The organism is Micrococcus sp. LASM2_SD2 (genome assembly GCF_057364565.1).
The window spans coordinates 1-24,112 of record NZ_JBNFOB010000007.1; the positions used below are offsets into that span (position 1 = coordinate 1).

General features: G+C 68.3%; 21 protein-coding genes, 1 tRNA gene and 3 pseudogenes. 10 read left to right on the plus strand and 15 right to left on the minus strand.

From position 1 onward, the window contains the following. The 3 genes and pseudogenes from AC2W7A_RS01080 to AC2W7A_RS01090 form a co-directional block, all read right to left on the minus strand. Positions 1-313: pseudogene (locus AC2W7A_RS01080) on the minus strand (site-2 protease family protein); the annotation flags it as partial. Next, positions 220-813 (minus strand): site-2 protease family protein, encoded by a 594-nt coding sequence (locus AC2W7A_RS01085; RefSeq protein WP_485989721.1) that lies wholly within the window; start codon positions 811-813, stop codon positions 220-222. The gene AC2W7A_RS01085 and the pseudogene AC2W7A_RS01080, both read right to left, overlap by 94 nt. After that, on the minus strand, positions 810-1,541 hold the full coding sequence (locus AC2W7A_RS01090) for an HAD family hydrolase (RefSeq protein ID WP_485989722.1): 732 nt from the start codon (positions 1,539-1,541) through the stop codon (positions 810-812). Before AC2W7A_RS01090 ends, AC2W7A_RS01085 begins: the two co-directional genes overlap by 4 nt. A 122-nt stretch (positions 1,542-1,663) precedes the next feature. Here AC2W7A_RS01090 and AC2W7A_RS01095 point away from each other — a divergent pair, with 122 nt between their 5' ends. Beyond that, complete coding sequence (locus tag AC2W7A_RS01095) at positions 1,664-2,533, plus strand: PAC2 family protein (protein ID WP_485989723.1); 870 nt, start codon at positions 1,664-1,666, stop codon at positions 2,531-2,533. A gap of 92 nt (positions 2,534-2,625) precedes the next feature. Here AC2W7A_RS01095 and mshC read toward each other — a convergent pair whose 3' ends face one another. The 4 genes and pseudogenes from mshC to AC2W7A_RS01115 all read right to left on the minus strand — a co-directional run bounded on the left by mshC (position 2,626) and on the right by AC2W7A_RS01115 (position 6,622). Beyond that, positions 2,626-3,897 (minus strand): cysteine--1-D-myo-inosityl 2-amino-2-deoxy-alpha-D-glucopyranoside ligase, encoded by a 1,272-nt coding sequence (gene mshC / locus AC2W7A_RS01100; RefSeq protein ID WP_485989725.1) that lies wholly within the window; start codon positions 3,895-3,897, stop codon positions 2,626-2,628. A 105-nt stretch (positions 3,898-4,002) separates the two neighbouring features. Next, positions 4,003-4,834 (minus strand): annotated as a pseudogene (locus tag AC2W7A_RS01105) (undecaprenyl-diphosphate phosphatase). A gap of 91 nt (positions 4,835-4,925) precedes the next feature. Next, positions 4,926-5,168 (minus strand): hypothetical protein, encoded by a 243-nt coding sequence (locus AC2W7A_RS01110; protein ID WP_485989727.1) that lies wholly within the window; start codon positions 5,166-5,168, stop codon positions 4,926-4,928. A gap of 66 nt (positions 5,169-5,234) precedes the next feature. After that, positions 5,235-6,622, minus strand: a pseudogene (locus tag AC2W7A_RS01115) (M20/M25/M40 family metallo-hydrolase). Between the two features lie 174 nt (positions 6,623-6,796). Here AC2W7A_RS01115 and AC2W7A_RS01120 point away from each other — a divergent pair. Beyond that, positions 6,797-6,881: transfer RNA gene (locus tag AC2W7A_RS01120), tRNA-Leu, on the plus strand. Between the two features lie 248 nt (positions 6,882-7,129). Here the strand turns inward: AC2W7A_RS01120 and AC2W7A_RS01125 are convergent. Then, complete coding sequence (locus tag AC2W7A_RS01125; protein WP_485989728.1) at positions 7,130-8,974, minus strand: hypothetical protein; 1,845 nt, start codon at positions 8,972-8,974, stop codon at positions 7,130-7,132. 12 nt (positions 8,975-8,986) lie between these two features. Continuing rightward, complete coding sequence (locus AC2W7A_RS01130) at positions 8,987-9,925, minus strand: hypothetical protein (protein WP_210078844.1); 939 nt, start codon at positions 9,923-9,925, stop codon at positions 8,987-8,989. An 87-nt stretch (positions 9,926-10,012) separates the two neighbouring features. Here AC2W7A_RS01130 and AC2W7A_RS01135 point away from each other — a divergent pair, with 87 nt between their 5' ends. The 6 genes from AC2W7A_RS01135 (at position 10,013) to AC2W7A_RS01160 (ending at position 16,749) form a co-directional block, all read left to right on the plus strand. After that, a complete protein-coding gene (locus AC2W7A_RS01135; protein ID WP_485989729.1) occupies positions 10,013-10,300 on the plus strand; it encodes a hypothetical protein in 288 nt (95 codons plus the stop codon). Between the two features lie 195 nt (positions 10,301-10,495). Next, entirely contained in the window at positions 10,496-10,882 is a 387-nt protein-coding gene (locus AC2W7A_RS01140) for a hypothetical protein (protein ID WP_485989730.1), read from the plus strand. Between the two features lie 128 nt (positions 10,883-11,010). Further along, complete coding sequence (locus AC2W7A_RS01145; RefSeq protein ID WP_485989731.1) at positions 11,011-13,128, plus strand: site-specific DNA-methyltransferase; 2,118 nt, start codon at positions 11,011-11,013, stop codon at positions 13,126-13,128. Further along, positions 13,125-14,354: a DEAD/DEAH box helicase family protein gene (locus tag AC2W7A_RS01150; protein ID WP_485989732.1), complete on the plus strand. Its 1,230-nt coding sequence runs from the start codon at positions 13,125-13,127 to the stop codon at positions 14,352-14,354. Before AC2W7A_RS01145 ends, AC2W7A_RS01150 begins: the two co-directional genes overlap by 4 nt. Next, the gene (locus AC2W7A_RS01155; protein WP_485989733.1) at positions 14,327-15,940 is read left to right on the plus strand and encodes a hypothetical protein; all 1,614 of its coding nucleotides are present in this window, start codon (positions 14,327-14,329) and stop codon (positions 15,938-15,940) included. Before AC2W7A_RS01150 ends, AC2W7A_RS01155 begins: the two co-directional genes overlap by 28 nt. After that, positions 15,940-16,749: a hypothetical protein gene (locus AC2W7A_RS01160; RefSeq protein WP_210078839.1), complete on the plus strand. Its 810-nt coding sequence runs from the start codon at positions 15,940-15,942 to the stop codon at positions 16,747-16,749. Before AC2W7A_RS01155 ends, AC2W7A_RS01160 begins: the two co-directional genes overlap by 1 nt. 47 nt (positions 16,750-16,796) lie before the next feature. On the opposite strand, the gene AC2W7A_RS01165 is transcribed toward AC2W7A_RS01160, so the two are convergent. The 3 genes from AC2W7A_RS01165 to AC2W7A_RS01175 form a co-directional block, all read right to left on the minus strand. Continuing rightward, a complete protein-coding gene (locus AC2W7A_RS01165) occupies positions 16,797-17,180 on the minus strand; it encodes a hypothetical protein (RefSeq protein WP_210078838.1) in 384 nt (127 codons plus the stop codon). 171 nt (positions 17,181-17,351) lie between these two features. Further along, positions 17,352-17,540: a hypothetical protein gene (locus tag AC2W7A_RS01170; protein ID WP_485989734.1), complete on the minus strand. Its 189-nt coding sequence runs from the start codon at positions 17,538-17,540 to the stop codon at positions 17,352-17,354. 100 nt (positions 17,541-17,640) lie between these two features. Further along, positions 17,641-18,843 (minus strand): hypothetical protein, encoded by a 1,203-nt coding sequence (locus AC2W7A_RS01175; protein WP_210078835.1) that lies wholly within the window; start codon positions 18,841-18,843, stop codon positions 17,641-17,643. A gap of 152 nt (positions 18,844-18,995) precedes the next feature. On the opposite strand from AC2W7A_RS01175, the gene AC2W7A_RS01180 reads away from it, so the two are divergent. Together AC2W7A_RS01180 and AC2W7A_RS01185 are read left to right on the plus strand one after the other, a co-directional pair. Continuing rightward, positions 18,996-19,202: a helix-turn-helix domain-containing protein gene (locus AC2W7A_RS01180; RefSeq protein ID WP_485989735.1), complete on the plus strand. Its 207-nt coding sequence runs from the start codon at positions 18,996-18,998 to the stop codon at positions 19,200-19,202. A 347-nt stretch (positions 19,203-19,549) separates the two neighbouring features. Continuing rightward, on the plus strand, positions 19,550-20,284 hold the full coding sequence (locus AC2W7A_RS01185; RefSeq protein WP_210078833.1) for a hypothetical protein: 735 nt from the start codon (positions 19,550-19,552) through the stop codon (positions 20,282-20,284). Between the two features lie 205 nt (positions 20,285-20,489). On the opposite strand, the gene AC2W7A_RS01190 is transcribed toward AC2W7A_RS01185, so the two are convergent. From AC2W7A_RS01190 to AC2W7A_RS01200, 3 genes are all read right to left on the minus strand, one after another. Beyond that, entirely contained in the window at positions 20,490-21,590 is a 1,101-nt protein-coding gene (locus AC2W7A_RS01190) for an XRE family transcriptional regulator (RefSeq protein ID WP_485989736.1), read from the minus strand. Beyond that, complete coding sequence (locus tag AC2W7A_RS01195; RefSeq protein WP_485989737.1) at positions 21,571-22,239, minus strand: hypothetical protein; 669 nt, start codon at positions 22,237-22,239, stop codon at positions 21,571-21,573. Before AC2W7A_RS01195 ends, AC2W7A_RS01190 begins: the two co-directional genes overlap by 20 nt. Before the next feature lie 689 nt (positions 22,240-22,928). Then, positions 22,929-24,112 (minus strand): YncE family protein (locus AC2W7A_RS01200; protein ID WP_485989738.1); only part of this gene is annotated, 1,184 nt, incomplete at its 5' end.

Here is a 24,112-nt window from a genome sequence, read left to right on the forward strand (position 1 = left end):
GGCCTCGGCGTCCGCCACGGTCGGCGTCCGGGGCGAGGACCTCCGCGCGGAGCATGAGGTCGGCGAGGGCGATGCGGGCGGCTCGCCCCTGCCAGCGACCCGCGGCGATCGCCTCGCCCGCGCCACGGTACAGGCTCAGGCCGACCAGGACGGTGAGGGCGAGGACCCCGAGCCCGGGACGGGCGTCCGAGAGCAGGGGCAGGGCGACGGCACCGATGATCAGTGCGGCGGCGAGGATGCGGCCGGACCAGCCGGCGGCGACCGTCCCCGCGGACCGGGACCCGGTGGCCGCCCAGACGGCGGACTCCACCATCCGCCCGCCGTCCAGGGGCAGTCCGGCAGGGCGTTGAACGCGGCGAGCAGCAGGTTCGCGGTCGCGGCCATGGTCAGCAGCAGGGCGGTGACGGTGCCGGGCTCGACCGAGGTGCCGGCGGCGCCGGCCAGGCCCGCCAGCAGCAGGTTCGCCGCCGGGCCGGCCAGCGCCGTCAGGACGGAGCCGAGGGGACGGTCCACGGCGCGTGCGAACTGGGTGTGTCCTCCCCACAGGGACAGGGCGATCTCCTGGGGTCGGGAGCCGTGGGCCGCGCCGACCGCTGCGTGCGCCAGCTCGTGGACCAGCACCGAGACGGCCAGGACGAGCACGTAGCCGCCGGCCACCGCGTACGCGCGCCAGCCCAGCGTCGGGTCCGCCCGCTGCAGGGAGGGCCCGAAGAGGAGCAGGACGACGGCGGCGATCAGCAGCCAGGTCCAGCCGACGACGACCGGCACGCCGCCCAGGGTCCCGAGCCGCAGCCCGGACGCGGTGCGCCTCACAGGGCGTCCGCGCGGCGGTGGTCGGCGGCGTTCGGCTCCGCGGAGGAAGGCAGGACGGCGGTCAGGTCCGCGAGGGTGCGGCCGGAGAGGGTGTCCCACAGGACGGTGGCGGCGTCCTTCTCCAGCGGGAGTACGCTCGGCACGCCCACGGTGGTCAGGCCTGCGGCCATGGCCGCACGCACCCCCACGGGCGAGTCCTCGACCGCGAGGCAGCGGACGGGGTCGATCTCCGGGTGACGGTCGGTCAGGCGGGACAGGGCGAGGACGTAGGCCTCGGGGTCGGGCTTGCCACGGGAGACCTCGTCCCCGGTGACGGCCAGCTCCAGGACGCCGGCGGGCGCCGCGGCGAGCAGGGTGCGCGCCAGCGGGGCGTAGGACATGGTCACCAGGGCGCAGGGGACGCCCGCCTGTCCCAGCGCGGTGAGAAGGGCATGGGCGCCCGGTCGCCAGGGGGTGTCCGCGGCGACGCCGCGGGAGACCTCGGCCATGGTGACCGCGATGATCTCGTCCACGGGGCGGTCGAGGCCGGCCTCCTGCAGCCGACGGGCGCCGACGTCCAGGGGCTGGCCGACCAGCGAGGCCGCGAGCTCCTCGGACCAGGTGCCGCCGTGCGCGGCGACGAGCCGCCGCTGGACGCTGTTCCAGAGCGGCTCAGTGTCCACAAGGGTGCCGTCCATGTCCCAGAGGACGGCGTCCGGCAGGGCGTTCCGGTGGGAGGGGGAGGGCATGAACCCATCCTAGGTCAGCGTCCAGGGTCTAGGGTGGCGTCCATGAGTGAAGTGGAGCCCACCGAGAGGACGGACGACGAGCTCGGCCGCTGCGGGCCTACCTGACCGCCACGGTCCCCGCCGTGGAGTCCAGCGGCCGGGCGCCGCGCGTGATGCTGGTGGCCTTCGAGGGCTGGAACGACGCCGGCCAGGCCGCCACCGGGGCCCTGGCCATGCTCGTGCGCCAGTGGGAGGCCTTCGAGCGGGCGGACGTGTGCACCGGGGAGTACTACGACTTCCAGGTCACCCGTCCCATGGTCCGGCGCGATGCGGATGGGATGGGCACCATCGAGTGGCCAGCGATGCACGTCCACGAGGCGCTCCTGGACGGCGAGGGCCGGCCCGTTCCGGCGGAGGACTGCGTCGCTGACGGCCTCCAGGTCCTGCTCTGCACCGGGGTCGAGCCGAACGTCCGCTGGCGCGCCTTCACCCAGGAGCTCCTGCAGTTCGCGCGGGACGAGGGCGTGGACGCGCTGATCGTCGTCGGAGCTCTGCTCGCCGATGTGCCCCACACCCGTCCGTTGCCGGCTCGGGCCTCCTCCCCTATGGCGGACGTCCGGGTCGCGGTGGACGCGGACCGGCCGACCTACGAGGGGCCGACCGGCATCGTGGGCGTGGTGACGGACACCGCCGCGCGCAGCGGCCTGCCCACGATCTCCCTGTGGGGGACGGTCCCGCACTACGTCGCGCAGTCGCCCTCGCCCAAGACGCAGCTGTCCGTGGTCGAGGCGCTCGAGGAGCTGCTCGCCCTGTCCGTGGACACGGCCGAGCTGCAGGCCGACGCCGCGCTGTGGCGGCAGTCCGTGGACGAGGTCGCCCAGGACGACGCGGACATCGCCGCCTACGTCCAGCAGCTCGAGGAGGCGACCGACGCGCGGGAGCTGCCCGAGGCGTCCGGCGAGGCCATCGCCCGGGAGTTCGAGCGGTACCTGCGCGGCCGTCGTCGTTCCTGAGGCAGGGGGACCCGACGACGCCCTGAGACGCACGACGGCGGCCTCCCCGCCGGGAGGCGCGTCCTGGTGTGCCGTGGCGAGTCGGGCGAGGGTCAGCGCAGGCGAAGACCCAGCAGCGCGTCGGTGACATCGGCGACGTCCACCGGGGCACCTCCGACGGGCTCGGCGGCGGACAGGGGGCGTCCGTTCGCCCAGTCGTCCAGCGCACGCAGCGCGGCGGGGGCGTCCAGGTCCTCGGAGAGCGCCGCGACGACCGCGGAGTGCACCGCGGTCCCGTCCCGGCGCGAATCCTCGGCCAGAGCGGCACGCCAGACGGCCACGCGTTCCTGGGCACGGGCCAGCACGTCCTCGGACCACTCCCAGTCGGAGCGGTAGTGGTGGTCCAGCAGTGCAGCACGGACGGCCACGGGCTCGACGCCGCGGGCGGTCAGCCGCGAGACGAGCTCGAGGTTGCCCAGCGACTTGGACATCTTCTGCCCGTCGAGGGCGACCATCCCCGAGTGCAGGTAGGTGTGGGCCAGGTCTCGCCCGTCGATCCCCGTGGCGTGGGCAGCGGAGAACTCGTGGTGCGGGAAGCGCAGGTCCGACCCTCCGGCCTGCACCGTGAAGGGCGCCGGCAGGGTCTGCCGGGCGATCACCGAGCACTCGATGTGCCATCCGGGGCGGCCGGCCCCCAGGGTGCCGCCGTCCCAGACGGGCTCAGCCTCGCGGTGCACCCGCCAGAGCAGCGGATCCAGGGGGTCTCGCTTGCCCGGACGCCGCGGATCCCCGCCGCGCTCCGGGAAGATCTCGGCCATCTCGGCGTCCGTATGGGCTCCGATCGATCCCAGGGTCCACCCGGTGGCCCGCTCGGCGGCACGCGTGTCGAAGTAGACGTCCCCGTCCGGCTCCCCGTCCTGGCCGGGCACCGTGTACCCGAGGCCGGCGGCCACGAGGGCCTCGACGCCGGCGACCACCGCCGGGACGGTCTCGGAGACGCCGAGGTAGTGGTGCGGGGGCAGGACGTTGAGGGCGGTCATGTCCGAACGGAACAGGTCGGTCTGGTCCCCGGCGAGCCGCTGCCAGTCCACGCCCGTGGCCGCCGCGCGCTCCAGAAGGGGGTCGTCCACGTCCGTGACGTTCTGCGTGTAGGAGACGCGAAGTCCGGCGCCGAGCCAGTAGCGATGCAGCAGGTCGAAGGCCACATACGTGTTGGCGTGGCCGAGGTGCGTCGCGTCGTAGGGCGTGATCCCGCAGACGTACAGCGAGGCCGAGTCCGCGGGATTCCCCGGCCTGCGCAGGGCACCGGTGGACGTGTCGTGCACCCGGAGGGTGTCCGGATGGGCCGGGAGCGCGGGCGGGGCGGGGACGGACCAGGACTGCATGGTGTCCTTTCGAGCCGGAGACATGGGGGTGACGTGTGGCGGGTCGGGCCTGTGGCCGGGACGGCGACGGCGCCCGTCGGCATGGGGCCGGCGCCGTCCGCGGCGTCAGGCGGTGATCAGGCCGGTACCGAGCATCACGTAGAGGCCGAGGCCGAGGGCGATGCGGTACCAGACGAACGGCATGAAGGAGTTCTGCGTGATGAAGCGCATCAGCCAGGCGATCACGGCGTAGCCGACGACGAAGGCGATGAGCGTGGCCAGCATCGTCTCCCCCATGCCGTAGGGGCGCCGCGGCCGGGTCGCCGATCGACTTGAACAGCTTGTAGAACCCGGAGGCGAACACGGCCGGGACCGCCAGCAGGAAGGCGTAGCGGGCGGCCGCCTCACGCCTGTAGCCGAGCGCCAGGCCCATGGTGATGGTGCCGCCCGAGCGGGAGACGCCCGGGATCAGCGCCAGGGCCTGCGCGAAGCCGTAGAGGACGCCGTCCCGCACGGTGAGCCGCTCCAGGGGCTTGACCTGCCGACCGAAGCGGTCGGCGAGGGCGAGGAGGATCGCGAAGACGATCAGCATGGTAGCGGTGACCCACAGGGAGCGGAACTCGGTGTCGATCCAGTCCTCCAGCAGGAGGCCGAGGATCGCGATCGGCAGCGAGCCGAGGATGATCAGCCAGCCCATGCGGACGTCCGGGTCGGAGGCAGGGACCTTGCGGGCCAGGGAGCGGCACCACCGCGCGATGATGCGCGTGATGTCCTTCCAGAAGTAAATGAGCACCGCCAGCTCGGTGCCGATCTGCGTGATCGCGGTGAAGGCCGCCCCGGGATCCGCCGCCGAGGGCAGGAACTCGCCCACGATGCGCAGGTGCGCCGAGGACGAGACCGGAAGGAACTCCGTGAGGCCCTGCACGAGGCCCAGAATGACTGCTTCGATCCAACTCACGCGGTCACTCTACGGCACACCCCCGGCGGCGGAGCGGGGGCGACGCACGGGTGTGAACACCCTCTCAGCGGGCCGGGGCGGGAGCCGGAGGTCAGTCCTCCGCGTCCTCGAAGTCGCCGTCCTCCGCCTCCTCGTCCTCGAAGACCTCGAGCGGGGTGACCTCGCCGGTGACGGCATAGAGGGCGTCCTCGTAGGCCTCGAACGCGTCCGCGATCGAGAAGAAGGCGGCCTCGACCGCCGGGTCGTCCTCTCCGCGGCTGTTCTGGGCGGCGACGAGGTGCTCGTTGAAGGCGGCGACGAGGGCCTCCAGGGCCATGCGCGGATCAGTGCTCATGCGCTCACCGTACCCCTGTCCCGGCGGCGTCGGCCAGCCCCGCCTCCCGCGCGGACACGTCGCACGTCAGTCGCCGATCGGACGGGGCTCGAGCATCCTGTCCAGGACCCGGCAGCCGAACTCGAGCGCATCGATCGGGACCCGCTCGTCGATCCCGTGGAAGAGGGAGGTGAAAGCGAGGTCAGGGGGCAGGCGCAGCGGCGAGAAGCCGTAGCCGGCGATGTCCAGCCGGGACAGGTGCTTGTTGTCCGTGCCGCCGCCGAGCATGAAGGGCAGGACCTCGGCCTCCGGGTCCTCCTGACGCAGGGCGGAGACCATCAGCTCGACGAGGTCCCCGGAGAAGGGCGTCTCCAGGCCGATGTCGCGGTGCTCGTGCTCCACGGCCACTTTGTCCCCCGCCAGGGCGCGGAGGACCTCCAACGCGTCCTCCTCCGAGCCCGGCAGGGTGCGCATGTCCACCGTGCCGGTGGCCGTGGACGGGATGACGTTGTGCTTGTAGCCACCGCCGAGGCCCGTGGGGTTGGAGGAGGTGCGCAGGGTGCCGGCCACCCAGTCCTTGGCGTGGCCGAGGGCCTCGAGCTGTGGGCCCGGGTCGGCCTCGTCGAACTCCGTGCCCGTCAGCTCCGCGACCGTCTCGAGCAGCTGGCGGGTGGTCTTGGTGTACTCCAGCGGCCACTCGTGGGTGCCGATGCGCTGCATGGCCGCGGCAGGTGGGTGACGGCGTTGTCCGGGTGCGGCGCCGAGCCGTGCCCCGGGCGGTCCACGGATGTCAGATTGAGCCAGTGGATGCCCTTCTCCGCGGTCTGCACCAGGTAGGCGCGGGTGCCGGCGATCTCGGTGGAGAAGCCGCCGACCTCGCTGACGGCGTCCGTGCAGCCGGCGAAGACCTCCGGGTGCTCGGAGACCACGTGCCCGGCGCCGTAGACGCCGCCGGCCTCCTCATCGGCGAAAAACGCCACGGTGAGCGGCCGGCGCGGGCGCCGGCCGGTGCGGGCCAGGTGTAGCAGCGTGGACAGGATCATGGCGTCCATGCCCTTCATGTCCACGGCGCCGCGGCCCCAGATCATGCCGTCCTTCACCTCGGCGCCGAACGGATCGACGCTCCACTCCGCGGCCTCGGCGGGGACCACGTCGGTGTGGCCGTGAAGGATGAGTCCGGGCGCGTCCTCCTGCCAGCCCGGCAGATGGCCGACCACGGACACGCGCCCCGGTGCGGACTCGAACAGGCGCGGCTCCATGCCGGCCGCGCGCATCAGCTCCGCGCATAGGTCTGCGGCCTCGGGCTCGCCGACGGAGACGTTGCCGCCGCGATTCGTGGTGTCGATGCGGATGAGGTCCCGGCAGATCGGGACCACGTCGCGGTGCGGGCCCTCCTCCCCCGCCGTGGCGTGGACGCCCTGGTCCGGGGTGTGCGCGGTGCTCGTGTGCTCGGGCTGCTTCTCGTGGTGGGACATGCCTGCCAGGCTAGCGCCGCCCCGCCGCGACGCCGATGTCCGAACGGCGTGGAGACGATCGGACGGACCTACCACGACCTCCGTTTTGGCACTCCCGATCCGCCCGTGGTACTGTTCTCTAGTTGCCCGCGCAGGGCACCGCGGATCGGCCACGGCCGAAACCCGGATCGATGAGCGCGAGTGGCGGAATTGGTAGACGCGCAGCGTTGAGGTCGCTGTGTCCGATAAGGACGTGGGGGTTCAAGTCCCCCCTCGCGCACCGGGGCCGTTTGTAAGACGGCCAAGGAACGGTTTGTACGTTCCAACCCGGAAGCCCCCGGGAGCCTCGGAAGAGACTCCCGGGGGCTTCTTCGTGCCCCGACGGCGGGGCCGGACAGGACCGATGCCGCCCCGGAGCGCTCAGGAAGGCTCCCGGGGGCATGGAAAGACCCCCGCGGGTCTGCTCTAGGGCAGGCTCCCGCGGGGGTCTGGGTGTGTCCACGTCGTCCCGTGGTGGCGGCTCGTCGGTCAGGCGGTCTCCCGCCTCTCAGGGGGCAACCCCCCTGGTGGCGTGTACGCGGGCCCGAACTCGTCGGCCCGGGTGAACCCGGCCGTACGCTCGCGGCGGCGGGCACGCTTCACCGGCGCCGAGGACAGCGACGTGACGCCGACCTGCTCGTGGAGCCAGGCGATGATCTTCCGCGTGTTCGTGGCGGCAACCATCACGGCCAGGGAGACGATCTGCGCGGCGAACCCGCGGCGCGGACGCATCTGCGTGTCGTCGATGGGCATGTGGGCGCCGTTCTTGAGGGAGGCGTTCAGGGACTCCACCATCTGGCGGCCGCCGGTGTAGTGCTCCTGCCACTTCTCGGACTTGTACGGGTACTCCTGGGCGTACTTCTCACCCGTCAGGGGGCTGATCTTCATGGACTGCTGTTCGCACACCTGCGGGGCGGGCTTCACCAGCAGGGGGAGCATGATGCGGCCCTTGGGCTTGTCCGCGGCCTTCGGGTGCTCCTTCCGGCGCGGGCAGGACACGGTCGCGGACGGGCCCACGGCCGGGCACGCGTACCGGGCCACACCCTCAGCGTCGGGGCGCTCCTTGAGGTGGAGTTCGTACTGCTTGCGCTGTTCGATGCGCTTCTTGTAGGTCTCATAGTCGATCCACTCGGGGTCGCTCTCCTTGCGGAGCATGCGGTCCTTCGTGGCGTTCACCAGCGGGGCGGGCATGGACGGGCAGTACCAGCGGCCCTCCACCTGGATCGCGCCACCGTAGGAGGCGGTCTGGCCCATGCCGTGCTCCTCGGCCCGGTAGTCGAACACGAGCCGGTAGCCGCGGGCCCGCAGGGGGCGGGCCAGTTCGGCGGGCTTGGTGCCGGGCAGGTACGCGCGGTCGGTGACGACGTGCCCCACGGGCATGTTGTTCCGCTTGAGGTGCTCGACCATGCGCAGGGCGTTCTCCGGCAGACGCGCCGACGGGGTGTCCAAGGAGACGGCCAGCACGATGCCGGGCACGTCCTTGCCGTACGAGACAGCCGTGTGAGCCTCCCGGCCCCACCCGACGAAGTCCTGGGTGCGCTGGTACTTGGCGCGGGCGGCGGGCAGTTCGCTGGGGCCCGCGTGGTTGCCGTCGCGCTTGTACCAGCCCGCGAACGGGTCGGACGAGCGGTAGTGCACGGCATCGGACGCAGACGACTTCGGCTTGGTGTTGCCGTTGTACGCCGGGGACTTCACGAACGTGGCGTCCATGGCGATGTCACCCTTGTACGCGCGGCGCACCTGACGGGGCAGGAGCATCCACGTCCCGTACAGCAGGGCGTTCGCCATCGTGTGCGCCCGCTCGCGCTTGACCGCGTTCTCCTCGACCACCCAGGCCGCCTTGACCTGGTCGCACTCCTGGACGGTGAGACGACGGTAGAGGGAGGCCGGTTCGGGGTCGATCAGGGGGAGCAGGCGCCGGTACGAGTGGTAGGCCCGGTGGTAGGCGGCCTTCTCCGACCAGGTGCGGCGGGCCGGGTCGATGCCCAGGGCGGCCAGCGTCTCGTCACTGGCCTCGATCAGGACCTCCCCGACCTCCTGGAACAGCGGGGCACGCCGGGACAGGGCCAGGAGCAGAAGGAGCGCCAGGACGTTGACCTCGGTCAGCCACGGCTTCGGACCCGGGCGGTTCCCCTGTCCGTCCTCAGCCTGCCAGGTGGCGATGAGGTCGGCCAGGCCCGCGTGCTCCATGATGTGCGCCGCCGTCTGGGCGTTGCGGAGCATGGTGAACTCGCCACGGACGGCGCCCTCGTTCGGGGCGAAGTCCATGTCGTACAGCCCAGCCAGGGACTGGTTGTCCCTGGTTGGTGCCGAGTTCGGGAAGGTGCGGGCCATGGTCCTCAGTCCTCAGAGCCCTGCCTTGGCTCGGCGCAGGTACGCGCGGGCCTCGTCGTGGGAGGGCTGGGGCACGTAGCGCAGGACCTTCTCGATGGTGCGGAAGGTCTCCAGCCCGGCGGCGAACGCCAGCGGCCCCAGCGGGGTGCCCGCAGTGATGTGGTGCACCAGCCAGGTGTTGCGCAGGCGGGCGACCTCCACGGTGACCCCGTGCTCGGGCAGGGTGCGCTTGAGAAAGTTCGCCAGCCAGTTCTTGTTCATCCCCGTGCGGGACGGGCCGAGCGCCCAGTCGTCCAGGCCGCGGGCGGCCAGCACGTTGATGAGGGGCTCTTCCCAGGCGGCGAGCACGGGCACGTCACGCTCGGCCCCGGGGCGGGTCACGTGGATCACGACACCGTGGTCGTCGGCGTCGATGTGCTCAACCCGCAGGCTCATCATGTCCGCGGACCCCAGCCCGGCGCCCAGGCCGAGGGCGAGGATCGTGTGGCAGTCCAGGCGCCGCTGGGCGGTGGTCTGGCCGACGGCCCAGGACCGCAGGGCCCTCTGCTCGAACGCGGAGTAGGGGCGGGCCGGGGCGTCCTTGTGGTGCGGGTACAGGCGGGTCACCCGCTCGTCGTCGGGCAGGACGGCCTCGGCGGCGCGCAGGAGGAAGGAGCGGCGGGTGGCGCGGGACCCGGGGCCCAGGGTCGGGGTTCCGTGAGCGATGTAGTCCTCGATCACGTCGCGGTGGAACACCACGGAGCGGTCCAGGGGCAGACAGGCGGCGTCGGTGACCCAGTGGACGTGGTGGGCGATAGCGCCCATGAGGTCGCGGGTGTTGAAGCGGTTGTCGTGGTGGGCCTGGGTGTCGACGGCGACGGCGCGGGTGAAGTCGGCGATGCGGTTCCAGGCCGGTGCGGGGATGGTGGCGGGGCGGTAGTCGGTGATCTCCAGGGCGGTGCTCCTCGGCACGCAGGGCGAACTATCGTTGTTACGATAGCACCCGCAAGGCACCCCGAAAGCCCAAGCCCCACAAGGGTTTCCCGCTACCCTGAACCCGTGGGACGACGCGCACGGCTCAAGCCGAACCAGGTCAGCGACCGCTGGCCCAACGTCCCCGTCGACGACCCCGTCCACGAGGCCCTCCGCCGCTACGTCCGCAACCTCACCGAGGCCATCGGCGACACCTCCATCAAGGCCGCCGCGGAGCGCACCCAGGTCAACTACTCGACCCTGTACGCCATCCTCAAGGGCGAGACCTGGCCGGACGCCATCACGGTGGCGCGGACCGAAGAAGGGCTCCAAGCGCGGCTCTGGGAGGGGCCCGCCTCCCTGCCGGAAGACTGACCGCGTCAGAGCCGTGAGCGGTTCGCGGTGGTTGCTGTTCATGCCCTCACCGTGAGTCACCCACCCCCCACCCCTCTACCACTTGAGGTAGAGACACGCTTCCGGCGGGAAGCGCAGCGCCTCCGGCGGGAAGTAACGCCCCTACTGGTGGTAGGCGCGCCCCTCACCGCCTTGCTCCGCTCCTACGTTGACGGCATGGCGGAGAAGTTCGGATGGCGACCCAACGACTACCTCGAGAACCCCCGAGCCTTCGGAAAAGAGGACACCTCCCCGGCCTGGCGGGAAACCTGGTTCGACGGAACGGTTATCAAGGACGATCCCCGGCACCATGACCGGCAGATCGCCGCGAAGATTCAGCACCTCGTCGCCATCGAGGTCACCCGCGCCCCGCGCCTGCGGGACGAGACCCTCGCCGACGTCTCCAAGCACACCCGGATGGGTGCCGACCAGTTCCGCCGCCTCATGCGCGGTGAGGGCCCGATGCAGGTCGTGGATCTCGCCACGTTCCGCCGCGTCTACCACGTCGACTTCGGCATCAACCCGGACCCGGGATTGGCCAACATCCGCGAGACCAAGTTCTAAGGCTCGGGCGCCACAAGTCGAGGGCAACAGGGCGTGTCAGACTGGTCGTTAGAACGACACGTGACGTTAGGCTGTGAACGTCGCCACGACCGACACCGACCGGCACCCACACGAAGGCACTCACGCCCATGTCCAGCCTCTCTGACCTCCTCGGCCAGGTCCGCGCCACGAACCCTGACCTCGCGGCCAACCTCGAGCGCGAGATCAAGAACCGCACCCGGCGTCAGCGCCAGTTCGGCCTCGTGTTCGAGGAGCACCGCCCCGAGGCCGTGGAACTGCCTTCCCGGGAGGTCCGCAAGGGGGACAAGGTCCGCGTCCTCCCGCCCCGCGGGGAGACCAAGAAGGGCGACCAGACCCTCTGGCGTGTCCAGCGCATCTCCCGCGCCGACGGCACCGCGGACCTGGTCGCGGTGGACGGCGACCAGGAGACCCAGGCGCCTATCGCCGATCTCGTCGTCGTCGCCGAGTTCCGGGACCACATGTACCCCGGCCTCATCGAGACCGGCCGCGTCGAACGCGGAGGGGACAAGCCGTTCCACACGGTCATCAACGCGGAGAACTTCCACGCCCTCGAGATGCTGACCTACACCCACCGCCACAAGGTGGACTGCATCTACATCGACCCGCCCTACAACACGGGCGCCAAGGACTGGAAGTACAACAACGACTACGTCGAGGCTGACGACGACTACCGCCACTCGAAGTGGCTGTCCTTCATGGAGCGCCGCCTCCAGGTCGCACGTGAACTGCTCAACCCCGAGGACTCCGTCCTGATCGTCACCATCGACGAGAAGGAGTACCTGCGTCTTGGCATGCTCCTCCAGCAGACGTTTCCGGAGGGGCGCATGCAGATGGTTACCGCGGTCATCAACCCGGCTGGAACATCCCGCGATGGCCTCGCAAGAGTTGACGAGTACATTTTCTTTGTTTTCCTGGGATCGGCCTCTCCCGGGCGGGTCCCGGACAATCTCCTCTTCGATGCCCACGAAAGCCCTAAACTTGCTTGGCTGACGATGATTCGAGGCGGGAGTGCCTGGACTCGAACCGCCCGCCCTAATCTCTGTTATCCCATTCACGTTCACCGGGACAGTGGTGCGATCGTGGGTGTGGGGACTCCTTTCGGCGGCGATGATGAGTCGACACGGGAGACGGCCCGGGATGATATTGACCTTGCCTGGCCTGTGCGTAGTGACGGAAGGCTCGGCATTTGGCGCGTGAACGGCGAAAAACTCCTGGCGCTCGCCAAGGAGGGGTTTGCATACGCCTCGAAGTACGATGCGAAGCGACGCACTTGGAGTATCCACTACCTCCAGTCGGGCACCGTTGATGCCATTCAGGAGGGACGCATCAAGGTGAGGCGGCAGACACCCCAGGGGCCCGTCGAGATGCTCCACGGCTCGGATGCTGGCCATACCCCGAAAACAGTGTGGCACCGCCCTGGCCACAATGCTGGACGTCACGGAAGTGAGATGATTCGGCGTCTCATCCCGGGCAGACGTTTTCCTTTCCCCAAGGCACTTTACGCCGTGGAGGACGCGATCCGCATTGCTACGTCAGAGAAACCCTCCGCGGTCGTACTGGACTTCTTCTCCGGGTCCGGCACGACCGCTCACGCGGTCATGCGCTTGAACAAGCAGGATGGCGGGCGTCGCCAGTGCATCTCGGTGACCAACAACGAAGTGGGCGCGGACGAGCAGAAGGGCCTGCGAAAGCAGGGCCTCCGCCCGGGCGATCCGGAGTGGGAGCAGTGGGGCATCTGCGACTACATCACGAAGCCGCGCGTGACCGCCGCTATCACGGGGAAGACCCCCGCCGGGGACCCGATCAAGGGCGACTACAAGTTCACCGACGAGTTCCCCATGTCGGACGGACTCGAGGAGAACGCGGCGTTCTTCACCCTGACGTACGAGTCTCCGCTGATGGTGCGGCAGGACCTCGCGTTCAAGCGGATCGCGCCCCTGCTGTGGATGCGCGCCGGGTCCCGCGGGCGGGTCATCACGGAGGTCCCCGCCACGGGGTGGGACGTGGCCGAAGCCTATGGTGTGCTCACGAAGGTGGATCGTGCCGCCCCGTTCGCGGAGGCCGTAGCCCAGTCCGGTGTGGGCACGGTGTACGTCGTCACGGACGACGAGCGCCGCTACCAGGCGGTCTGTGCGCTCCTCCCCGAGGACGTGACCCCGGTGCGGCTGTACGAGTCGTACCTGACGAACTTCGAGATCAACACGGGCGGAAGGACGGGCGCGTGAGGTACACGCTCAAGGACTACCAGGCGGACGCCGTCGCCAACATCCTGGCCAACATCGAGGAAGCCCAGGCTCTCTACCGGGACGGCCGCCTGCCGACCATGGCTCTGACCGCCACGACCGGCGGCGGGAAGACCGTGATCGCGGCCGCCGTGATCGAGGCCCTGTTCTTCGGCAGTGACACCTTCGACTTCCTCGCGGACCCCGGGGCCGTCGTGCTGTGGTTCTCGGACGACCCAACGTTGAATGCCCAGTCCAGGCATCGGCTCGAGACCGCCGCCCCGGACCTGATCGGCCGGCTGACGGACCTGAACGCCGGGTACACGAAGCCTGCCCTGGACCCGCGGACCGTGTACTTCATCAACACGCAGAAGTTCGCGAAGACCTCCCGCATGGTCCGCGGCTTCCAGCCATCGGCCACAGAAGGGCAGGACGCCTTCGATGCCCTGGACCCGCGGGTGCGGCCGGACATGGTCCCGCAGACGATCTACGACATCATCGCGGCCACCGTCGCCAACCCCGACCTGACCCTGTACTTCTTCCTGGACGAGGCGCACAAGGGCATGGGCACCACCGCGCGGGCGCAGGCCGAGCAGAAGACCATCGTGAAGCGCCTCATCGCCGGTCAGGATGGTGTCCCGCCCATGCCGGTGGTGTTCGGCATCTCCGCCACACTGGAGCGATTCACCAACGCCATGCAGGGTATCCGCGGGCGCCTCGGCCTTGACCCTGTGCAGGTGGACCCGGCGCGTATCCAGGCCTCCGGTCTGCTCAAGGACAACATCCTGCTGAACATCCCCCACCCGGACGAGGTGGGGTCGTTCGAGACCGTCCTGCTCCGGTCCGCGGTCCGGCAGTTGCTCGAGTTCGAGGCCGCGTGGGCGGCCTACGCGGCTGAGCAGAAGGCAGAGCACCCGGGCGCGGAGATCGAGCGGGTCGTGCCGCTGATGGTCCTCCAGACGCCGAACTCGGTCACCCCTGCCGACATCGCCGGGTACCTGCGGATCATCATGGACGTGTGGCCGGAGATGCCCGCGGACGCCGTCGCGCACGTGTTTGGTGAGAAGGAGGCCATCCAGGCCGCGGGCCTGTTCATCCCGCACATCGACCCGGAGAAGGTGCAGGACACGAAGCGTGTTCGCATCCTGCTGGCGAAGGAGGCCGTGACCACGGGGTGGGACTGCCGCGCGCGGAGGTGCTCATGTCGTTCCGCACCGTGTCGGACCTGACGAAGATCACCCAGACTCTCGGTCGCATGGTGCGCACTCCGCTGGCCCGTCGCATCCCTGGCAACGACGAGTTGAACTCGGTGCTGTGCCTGCTCCCGAACTTCGATGAGAAGACCGCCCGCCAGGTGGTGAAGGACCTCACGAATGACGATGTCCCCGACCCGATCATCGACCCCGTCCCTGGGCCCGAACCGCGGCCCGCAGTGACCCCGCCCACGGGCGGGGCGGGTACGTCCTCGGGGGGTGGCACCGAGCCTGCCAACCCCGAGGTGCCCGGCCACGGCACGCACGCTACCGGCCGTGTAGTGGAGCCGTCGTCCAATGGCCAGGGCACCCCCGTGCGCCCGGACGGCCTCCACCAGGGGGAGACTCGCGGCGCCTCCGGGGGCGGCCAGGGAGGCGCTGTAGGACCCGTTGTGCTCACCGACCGCGTCAAGGTCACACCCATCGAGAACGAGCCCCTGTGGGACCTCTTCGAGTCCCTGCCGACTGAGACCACACCCTCCCGCGGCCTCGGCCCTGTGCCCCTGCTGACCGCCCTGGGCCAGTACCTCTCCGAGGACGGCCTCCGCCCCGACGCGGGAGAGGAGGCACACCGTCACCTGCACGGCACCCTCGACTACCGGGCCGGGCAGTTCCGGGAGGACGTGGACAAGGCAGTCAAGGACATCCTCGAAGTCAGGGTCCGCACGATCCTCGCCGACCGTGCCACGGGCGAGGAACGGATCGGGATGTTCACTGAGCGTGCTGACCTCGCCGTCGTCCGTGAGGCATACCAGCGGGCCGCCCGGGCTTTCACGGCGGACGTGTCCCGCACCTACGTGAACCACATCGTCGGTCCCGACGCTGACGAGGACGACCTGCGCGAGGCGTACGCCCGTGTGGCGGGCATGGCGTCCGTCCCGGACATCGTCGCGGACGTCAAGGAGGAAGCCTCCCGCCTGGTCGGTCGCTGGTTCCAGGAGCATCGCACCGACATCAAGGCCCTCGCCGACGACCGGCAGGCCGCGTACAAGGCCCTCATGGAGCAGTCCACTGAGCCCCAGCGCGGGAATCTGACCAAGCCGGTGAACTGGCAGGAGAGCCCCGTCGACGCCGACAAGAAGCCCCTGCCGACCCGCACGGACCACATCCTTACCGCTGAGGACGGCACGTACCCTCTGACCCTGAACCGGGTGGAGACGTCCGTCGTCGACCAGGAGATGCGCCGCCGCGGCGCCATCGCCTGGTACCGCAACCCCTCCCGCGTGAAGGACGAGTCCCTGGCCATCGCCTACCGGGACGGGAACGCCTGGCGCACCATGCGCCCGGACTTCCTGTTCTTCCACGAGGACGCCCAGGGCCGGGTGCGGGCCTCCATCGTGGACCCGCACGGCCACCACCTGTCCGACGCACTGCCTAAGTTGCGTGGCCTGGCCCGGTACGCCGAGCAGTACGGGGACGAGTTCATGCGAATCGAGGGCCTCACCGAACTGGACGGCAAGATCAGGGCCCTGGACATGCAGGACGCCAAGGTCCGGGCCGCTGTTGAGGCCGCCACGTCAGCGCGGGACCTGTACGCGAGCGACGCGGCGGTCGACTACTGATGGACACCTTCTGGGGTCTCACCGCTACTGGGTGGACGGCGATCTACACATTGCTGACGGCGGGCCTCCTGGCGACAGCCATCGTGGCTGGTCTGTACGCCAAACGGCAGTGGACGACCGCTCGTGATGCCCAGACGGAGGCCACGCGGCCCTACGTGCTCGTCACCCTGGAGCCAGGTGAGAGGTCCATGCAGGAGATGGACTTTGTCGTCCGCAACATCGGTGTCCGCCCGGCGTACAACGTGACCATCAGGATCGAACCGCCTCTCATACGGGCGCGGGAATCCCAGGGACTTGAGATGGCGTCGATGCGCCTTCTACGCGAGCCCACCTCCATGATCCCCCCAGGGCAGGTCACCCGCCTGTTCTACGATCACATGCCCGAGCGCACCGGGAGGGAGGACTTGCCAGATCATCACACCGCCATCGTGTCGTACTCGGACTCTTCCGGAGGCCAGTGGACCGACACCTTCGACCTCGACTTGCGCGCCTTGGATGGCGCCCTCTTCCACTCGTATGACGATATCCACACCATCAGCAAGACGCTGAAGAAGATCGAGAAGACCCTGGGCGGTTCCAAGGTCTTGAAGAGCGCTGAGATGGAAGTCCTTGCCGTCACCGAGACCCGTGATGAGCACGAGATCAGAACTCTCATTGATGATTATCGAGGTGCACTCGAGCGCGCCAGCCTAATGCGTGACGTGGGCGGAGAGCGCGACTGGGCTCAGGAGTCGGAGGCGAACGCCCGGATGCTTGCCGAACGTCTCCGAGCCCTCGGAGTCAATGTCGATGACTTGCCCGATGAGTGAGCGACCTATGCTCTCGACATGCCTCATCGCCCGCCCGGATCAAGCCGTCACCAGCCGCGCGGGGTCACTCCGATACCGGAAAACCCCTTAGGGGTAACGATGTCCCGCTCCCGCTTGATTGGGCGCTTGCCCTGAGCGGCGCGCTCCGCGTCCTCAGCGGCTTCCCGGGCCGCTTCTTCTGCGAACCTTTTCTCATCTTCAAGGCACTGACGCTCGAACTCTTCAGCGAAGCGGCGGAACTCCTCGCGCTCCTCTGGGGTCTTGCGCGCATCTATCTTTGCCTGGATGGCGCGCCCGCGTTCGCGCGACCAGTCGCTGTACGCCAGGGCTTCCTCTCCGGTCATGGGGTTGCCCGCGGCTTCCCGTTCTTGGAGGTACTTGGCCATGGCGTCCGGGGTGGTCGGGTAGGTCTCGAAGTCGTACTCGGGCATGGTGTGCCTTCCTGGGCAGGTGACCGCGGATGGTGCTGGTAGGGGCACACTAAGCGGCCGCGGACGGAAGTCAGAAGAGCGGGGCGCGGCTCATAGCAGTAGAGGGCTCGCCTCCCGCGGAGTGGAGACGGAAGTCCTGTGAACGCAGGCCATCAGGCTGGCTGGTAGCGGTCAGGGGTGTCGACGTCCTCGGGCGGCGACCACGAGGGCCGCGATCAGGGCCGCGGGCAAGCCGGGCAGGAAGATGCCGATGAACCCCGCGTAGACAGCGCCGATGAACATGTTCTCCACGGACCCGCCGTCGGTGAGACCGGCGATGGCTCCGATGATGACACCGCCGACGGCGCAGATGGCGAGCACGAGCAGGCCCACCTTCACAGGGGACGGCCCGGCCGGTGTGGGGTAGGGGTCTGGGTCATGCGGTGACTCCTTGAAATCAGAAGGTGGAGGGGGCTGAGGATTACTCAGTCCTGAACGGGTTCGCCGAGAGGACCCCGGTAGAGGGGTCCCAGTGCACGGCCAGGTCCCCGTCGATGACACCGGAGGGTAGGACCGTGCCCGGGGCCACCTCTTCGGTGGTCGGCTCGGCGCCGGGGCGGGCGTCCACGAACAGGGTGGGTCCCTGTGTGGTGGCCCCGAAGGCCCGGCCCTGGTCGGTCACGGCGATCAGGTCGACGGCCTTCTCGTCTTCGCCGCCACCGATACAGGTGACCTTGTGGTCCGGGGAGATGACGGCCCCGTAGGAGACCTTCCAGTCACCGTTGGGGCTGGACACCATCGGGTGGTACACGGCCCCGGTCCCGCACTCGGGGCGGGCGTACTCGGTGCCTGTGGCCGCGTCCACGAGGACGTTCGTCTTCTCCACGCCGAACTGCCCCTCGATCAAAAGTAGGTCCGTGGTGTTCGCGGCCGCGACGGTCGCATCCGTGTACCGGGGCTCGTCCCAGTAGGCCGCGCTGGACCAGGTGTCGGTGCCGATGACCTCGTCTTTGGAGGTGATGACGGTGTCCCCGACGGCCCCGGCCATGTCGACGTCCTCGAGGGTGTGAATGGCGCCGTCGGGGGTGATGGCCTGTGCGAGGCCGCCGAAGTTGCTGATGCCGAGGCCGGGGGTGGTGAGTTCAGGGGCGAGGTTTTCGGCGGCGTCGATGGTGTGTTCGGCGACGGTGCTCCCGTTGGCGAGGTCGACAATCTGCACGTGCATCTGGGGCTTGGACTGGGCCAGGCCGGTGTTGTCGCTTGAGCCGGTGGTGACGAGGCCGATCACGGTGGGAGACATGGGCACGATGGCGGGAGGGGTCTGGGAGTCCCGGGTCAGTCGCCAGACTTCTTGTCCCTGGGGGTCGTAGGCCACGGTCTCGGTGGCGGTGTGCAGGAGGACACGGTTGCCGTAGACGTGGGCCTTGGCGAGGGCGATGGTGTCGATCTCAGGCTTGATAGCCCAGGTGGCGGGGCCGAAGGCACCCGCGGTCTTGGGTCCGTCGACCGAAGGTTTAGAGGCGGACGACGAGGGCGAATCGCTAGTCGTGGCGGCACTCGTCGGCGCGGCTGTGGAAGAGGCATCCGTGCTTGAGGGCTCGGGGTCGGGTGTGGTGGTGCCGCAGGCGGTGAGGGTCAGGGCGAGGAGTGCGCCTGTGGTGAGGGCGTGGTGGTGGCGGGGCATGGTGGGCCCTTCGTGGTGGCGAATGACGGTCCCCTTGGGGTGGGGTCGAGGTCCTCCTGACATCGAACACACATCCGGTACAACATCTTGTGCTGACAAGGCCCCATCGCTCCCGTTGCGTACCGTGAGTGCACACCCCACCTGAACCCGACATGGCCCGCCTGGCGCACGCGTTCAAGGTGCACAAGGCCAACTCCGGCATGACCTACGACGAACTCGCCGAAGCTACCGGACTGGCCCGCCAGACCCTCCTCAACCTCGCCGCAGGCCGCACCTACGGCGACCTCCGCACCTGGCTCATCCTCGCAAAGGTCTGGGGCGTCGGACTTGACGTCCTTACGGAGGGCGTCTGGGGCTAGGACCCATCGGAACCTGTGCGGGTCTTGGTTCTAGATGTCCCGGAGCGCAACACTCCGCGGTACCCTGTTGGGCACTTGACAGCCTCTGCTACATTCAGAGCATGTCCACTCCAACCATCACACCGAAGGTGCTTCGTCTTTCCTCTGGCGCCACGGCTCCTCGTGTCAACCCGGCAGTGGAAGCGATCAAGGCCATGTCCAGCGAAGACCTCCATCGCGCACTCGGTGAGCGACGCGGGCGCTCCTCCCATCAGCGAGAGGCCGATCAGCGGATGCGCGCGCAGGCCGCGGCTAAGGCTAAAGCTTCCCGCCTCGCCTCCCTGGGTCGCTGACTGCGCGCCGCTCTCGTGGTCAAGTTCCGTGTCACTCAGCGTTGCCTGCGCGAGGACCTCGGACTCCCTGAGGAGTATGTCAACCGAGAAGCCGCCCACTTCGCCGTCGAGCACGAGGCCGTGCGAGTCTTCGTAGGGAAGCGCTCGGCGGCCCCCGCCGTTGGGGAAAACCTTCTCGATGTCCAGGCATATGGACACGTGAAGACCCTCCACGTGGGCAAAGCGCGGGGAGCCACGATCTTTGACGCAGAGGAGCAAGTCTGCTGGCTCCTCGCATATGGTGAAACACATGCGGTGGGAGAGCGTAGAGATTCGTACAATGAGTTTGTTCGGCTTGACCGCCGAGGCGAACTAATGCCGACGGGCGAGGATTACCTAGCGCTCGAATCCATCACCTCTGCGTCGGTTATCGATGCCATGCGAGAGGTAGCCGGCCGGCTCGTGACGACGGCTCGCGCTGACTTGGGTAGGGAGAAGACGGAGACGCTTTCTCTGTCCGATGATAATGGCGTAGAGATTGCTGTATGCATTGAAATGCTGGTTGTTGGGCCAGAGTCCGCAGAGCAAGGATGGATTTCATTCATTCTTCCGTATGATGCGCCCCTGACTGTAGAGAACCTGCTGGACTTCGTTGTTGATTTATTGCCTCAGGGTGTAGCCCTAGAGTCTGTAGAGCAGGCGGGCGAGGTAAACGGGCGCCCTATTCATCACAATGAGTTGGCTTTTACTTGGAGTATCTACGGTAACTAGGGTCCTCGTGTATGGGTGCATTTTGCGCGGCGATCTTTCGTCGAAACGGCCCGCGGGGGGCTATCTGTAGGAAGAACAGGGGTCGATTTACACCCCCGCCGAAAAGAGCCCCTGGGAGACTCAGTCGAGACTCCCAGGGGCTTCTTATGGACTCGGGGGTGGGGCCTGAGGTGCCTTTGTCCTGTGCCGGGGCCCTTTTATGTTGTCATCTGCGGAAAGGAATCACCTCGGCGATTGGTTCACGAATACATTGCTCCAAGCCCATCCAGTGTGCAACGAGGCGAAAAGGGGCTCCGGTTGACCGTGCCACGACTTCCGGATCTTTACCGAATGCGCGGGTGGTTGCCTGCTGGATGAGCAACGGACGCTCTGCGGCCACGGGCACGGGTTCGTTGTACCGCCATCCTTGAGATGACATTTGGATGTACAGGCTCCGTGCTCGAGCCTTCGTGATGATTCCGAGGCTCTCGGCTCTCTTTATGAGGGCCCCTACGCTAACGCCGTAGTCGGCCTTGATCGCTAAGTATCCGTGCAGAGTCAAAGAGTCGCTTACATGTTTCTTCAACACATTGGCAGGAATGAGCATGGCACCTGCGAACCGGAAGGCGCGTTCTTCTTCCGGGGTCTTAGTGCTCCGCCATGGAGTGACGACGTTGCGGTCGTAGATGACGTGTCCCAGTTCGTGCATTATTGTCATTCGTGAGACTGCGGGGGGTTGCTCGCTCACCGTCGCAATGAGAGGTCTATTGACCTGCCTGGATGGCTTGGATATGCCATGGTGTTTGCTGTCGTCTCCGACGTCTGGTACAAGGTCATGGACAACGCCGACACCGAGGCGTTCGGCGGCTCTAGTCGCGTTCAGGAGGGGGTCTTCTGGTGCCAATCCAAGAATCGAGCGAATGTTGGAAGCGGTCTCTTCGGGGTCGTCATCTACGGCCCCGGCGACGTTGAACTCGTAGTAACCAGACTCTTCGGACGACTGGTAGAAGAGTCGGGCCGCTTCGTCAAAAGCAGCCAAAACCTTTCGCTCGTCCTTCACCGTCGCTGTCGAACTTTTCCGAAAGGTTGGCGTTCCCGAGTCAGTTACAGATGGGGCGACGGAAAAGAACTCGAGAGGCACCCCGTACTCACTCGCGGCCGCTACGGCGAGGTCTCGCGGCAGAGGCTTGCTTCCGCTCTCGATCCGGGAAATGAATGCCTGCCCAACCCCAAGAGTCTTGGCCAACTCAGCCTGAGTCACCGACTCCACGTTGCGGAGTGTGAGCAGACGCTCACCACGCAGTGCCTCAAATACCAATGAGCCCACTCATACCATCGCCTTCGTTGTCTGCTCGGTCAATGTGCGCGAACAGGTTCTCGTTCTGATCGTCACCTTCGTAGGAGAGGTGACTGAAAAGGGTGCCGCCAGGTTGGACCTCGAACTCTATGTCGACTGGGACCGCGCGTCCGTAGATGCCAGGTTCCAGAGGGTGCACGACCCGCACCTGGATGTCCCTGTCCGCGGTCATGTCCCACAACAGGAGAAGGGTGATCTCGTCGATGGAGTCCTGTGCGCTTGGTTCGCTGGCCAGGCTGAATGGGAGGGCGGACTGGGACCATGCCTCACGGCGGGCGGCGTTGTGCCCGGCCACGGGGACGCCGCCGGGGTATGACCGGCGCCGCTCGCGCAGGAAGCGCATTTCGATGCCCGCTTCCGGGTTGACCAGGAGGGTCTGCGCTTGCAATGCCGGGTTACCCGCGACACCCCAGCCTGGCCCGAGTCCCTGGTCGATCCAGTGCTCTCGTGCGCCAATGCGGGTAGCCGACGACCGGAAGAAGGCGTAGTTGTCCGGGTGGGGGACGATCCTCATGACGCGGTCGGCCATCTCGACGCCTGCCGCCACGCCCTCGTAGATGGGGATGGAGATGCGTCGCAGGTGGGTCTCGATCTCGTGGCGGGTGGTCTTGATGGGCATATGATTCCCTCTCGTGGTACCAGTGGGCATGATATTACCCCAGATGCAATAGTTGAGCCAGGTGCGGGAGCGAGACACAACGGGCTGGTTGGATGCCAGATGGATGTCGGCGCGTGGCCTGCCCGGGGTGGGTGTTGAGCAACCTCTGCGGTGGGGCGGGGGCCTGCGGTGACATGTGGTGGGACAGCCCGCCTGGTGTCGGTCGGCGCGGGGGCAGAAGACGGCCGTGAACGAGGTGCTCGTCGAAGACGAACCGGCCGTTCGGTCCTCCTGTGGACGGCTCAGATTTCTGTTGCCCAATGCGAGCCCAGTGGAGGTCGAGAGTTTGAGGTTCTCGCTGGAGGTGGGGGGCTCGTGGGAAAAACATCGCCCTAGCGTGGGAACGGCCCTGTCGGTCCCGCGTGCGATCCGCATGATCTAGCGGCTCAGCTGGTCTTACAAACGGCCCACAGGATGACGAAGGCCCCGGATCGATGATCCGGGGCCTTCGGCGTGTGGGTCAGGGAACCTCGGCCGTCTCCGCAGGGCTCGTCCGGCCGGGCACGCCCGTGTATCGGTCGGTGAGCCCTCCGCGGCATCCCGCCGCGGGCCGGGTGCGCACTGCGTCCACAGCCGGATCCGTGTCGCGGCCGCGGCGATGCCCACCGACGCCGGGCCGGCATAGGTGCGCTGCACCGGCCCGGGCGGGGTCACCCCTCGGCGTCGTCCGCCGAGTCTTGCGCGGAGCCGCCGGCACGCGGCCCGACGCCGTCGGTGTCGTCGTAGATGTCGATGGTGCCGCCGTAGTTGGCCACCCAGACCTCACCGGAGGGCTCGTCATAGGTGACGCCGATGGTGTTCACGCCGGCCGGTGCCGTGCTGATGATCTCGAGGGTCTCGGCGTCGATCTTGGACACCGTGGAGGCGTGGTAGTTCACGACGTACAGGGCCGTGCCGTCCGCGGAGATGTCCATGGAGCGCGGCTCGTCCCCGGCCGGCGCGCTGGCGAGGACCTCGCCGGTCTCGGCGTCCATCTTCACGATCTCGTCGGCGCCGGCGACCGTCATGTAGAGGGTCTTCCCGTCCGGGGACAGGGTGAGGTGGCGCGGCTGGGGGCCGGTGTGCATGACCACCTCGGCCGTGCCGGCCTCCAGGTCCACGCGGTAGAGCTTGTCCGCCCACATGGCGGTGACGTAGGCAGTCTTGTTGTCCGGCAGCACGACGATGCCGCGGGGCATGGTGTCCAGCGGGATGGTGTGCTCGGTGTCCCCGGACTCGGTGTCGATGACGGTCAGGGTCGCGTCGCACCAGTTGGTGACCAGCAGGCGGGAGTCGTCCGGGGACAGGGCCACGTACTTGGGCACCCGGCCCACCCGGTAGGCCTCGTCCCAATCCTTCTCCTCCACCGAGTACCGGTACACCAGGGAGGGGGCGATGTCCGAGCCGGCGGTGCAGTTGTCGTCCGGTGCCGTGCCCACGGGGTACAGCCCGTACTGGGTGACATAGGCGTGCTCGCCGTCCTGGGTCCACGCGGCCTCCACCGGGGCGCCGCTGACCTCGCCGGACAGGCCCTCGATGCCCATCTCGTCCGCGTCCACCTTGTCCTCCAGGGTCTGGAAGATCTCACGGGTCGCGGTGTCGAAGAGCACGACGTTGTGCTGGTAGACCACGTTGTTGGTGATCATCAGCCCGTGCTGGTTGGAGACCACGGACTTCGGCTCCACGCCGACGTCCCTGAGGGTCTCCATGTGGGTCAGCTCGGTGGTGTTGGACGCCGGGAAGTCGGCCGGATCCACGGAGGGCGACGCCTCGCCGTCGCCCTCCGCCCCGCCGTCCTGGGCCGTCGGGAGGACTCGGCTCCGCCGGCCGCCCCCCGTCCTGGGGTGGGCCGAGG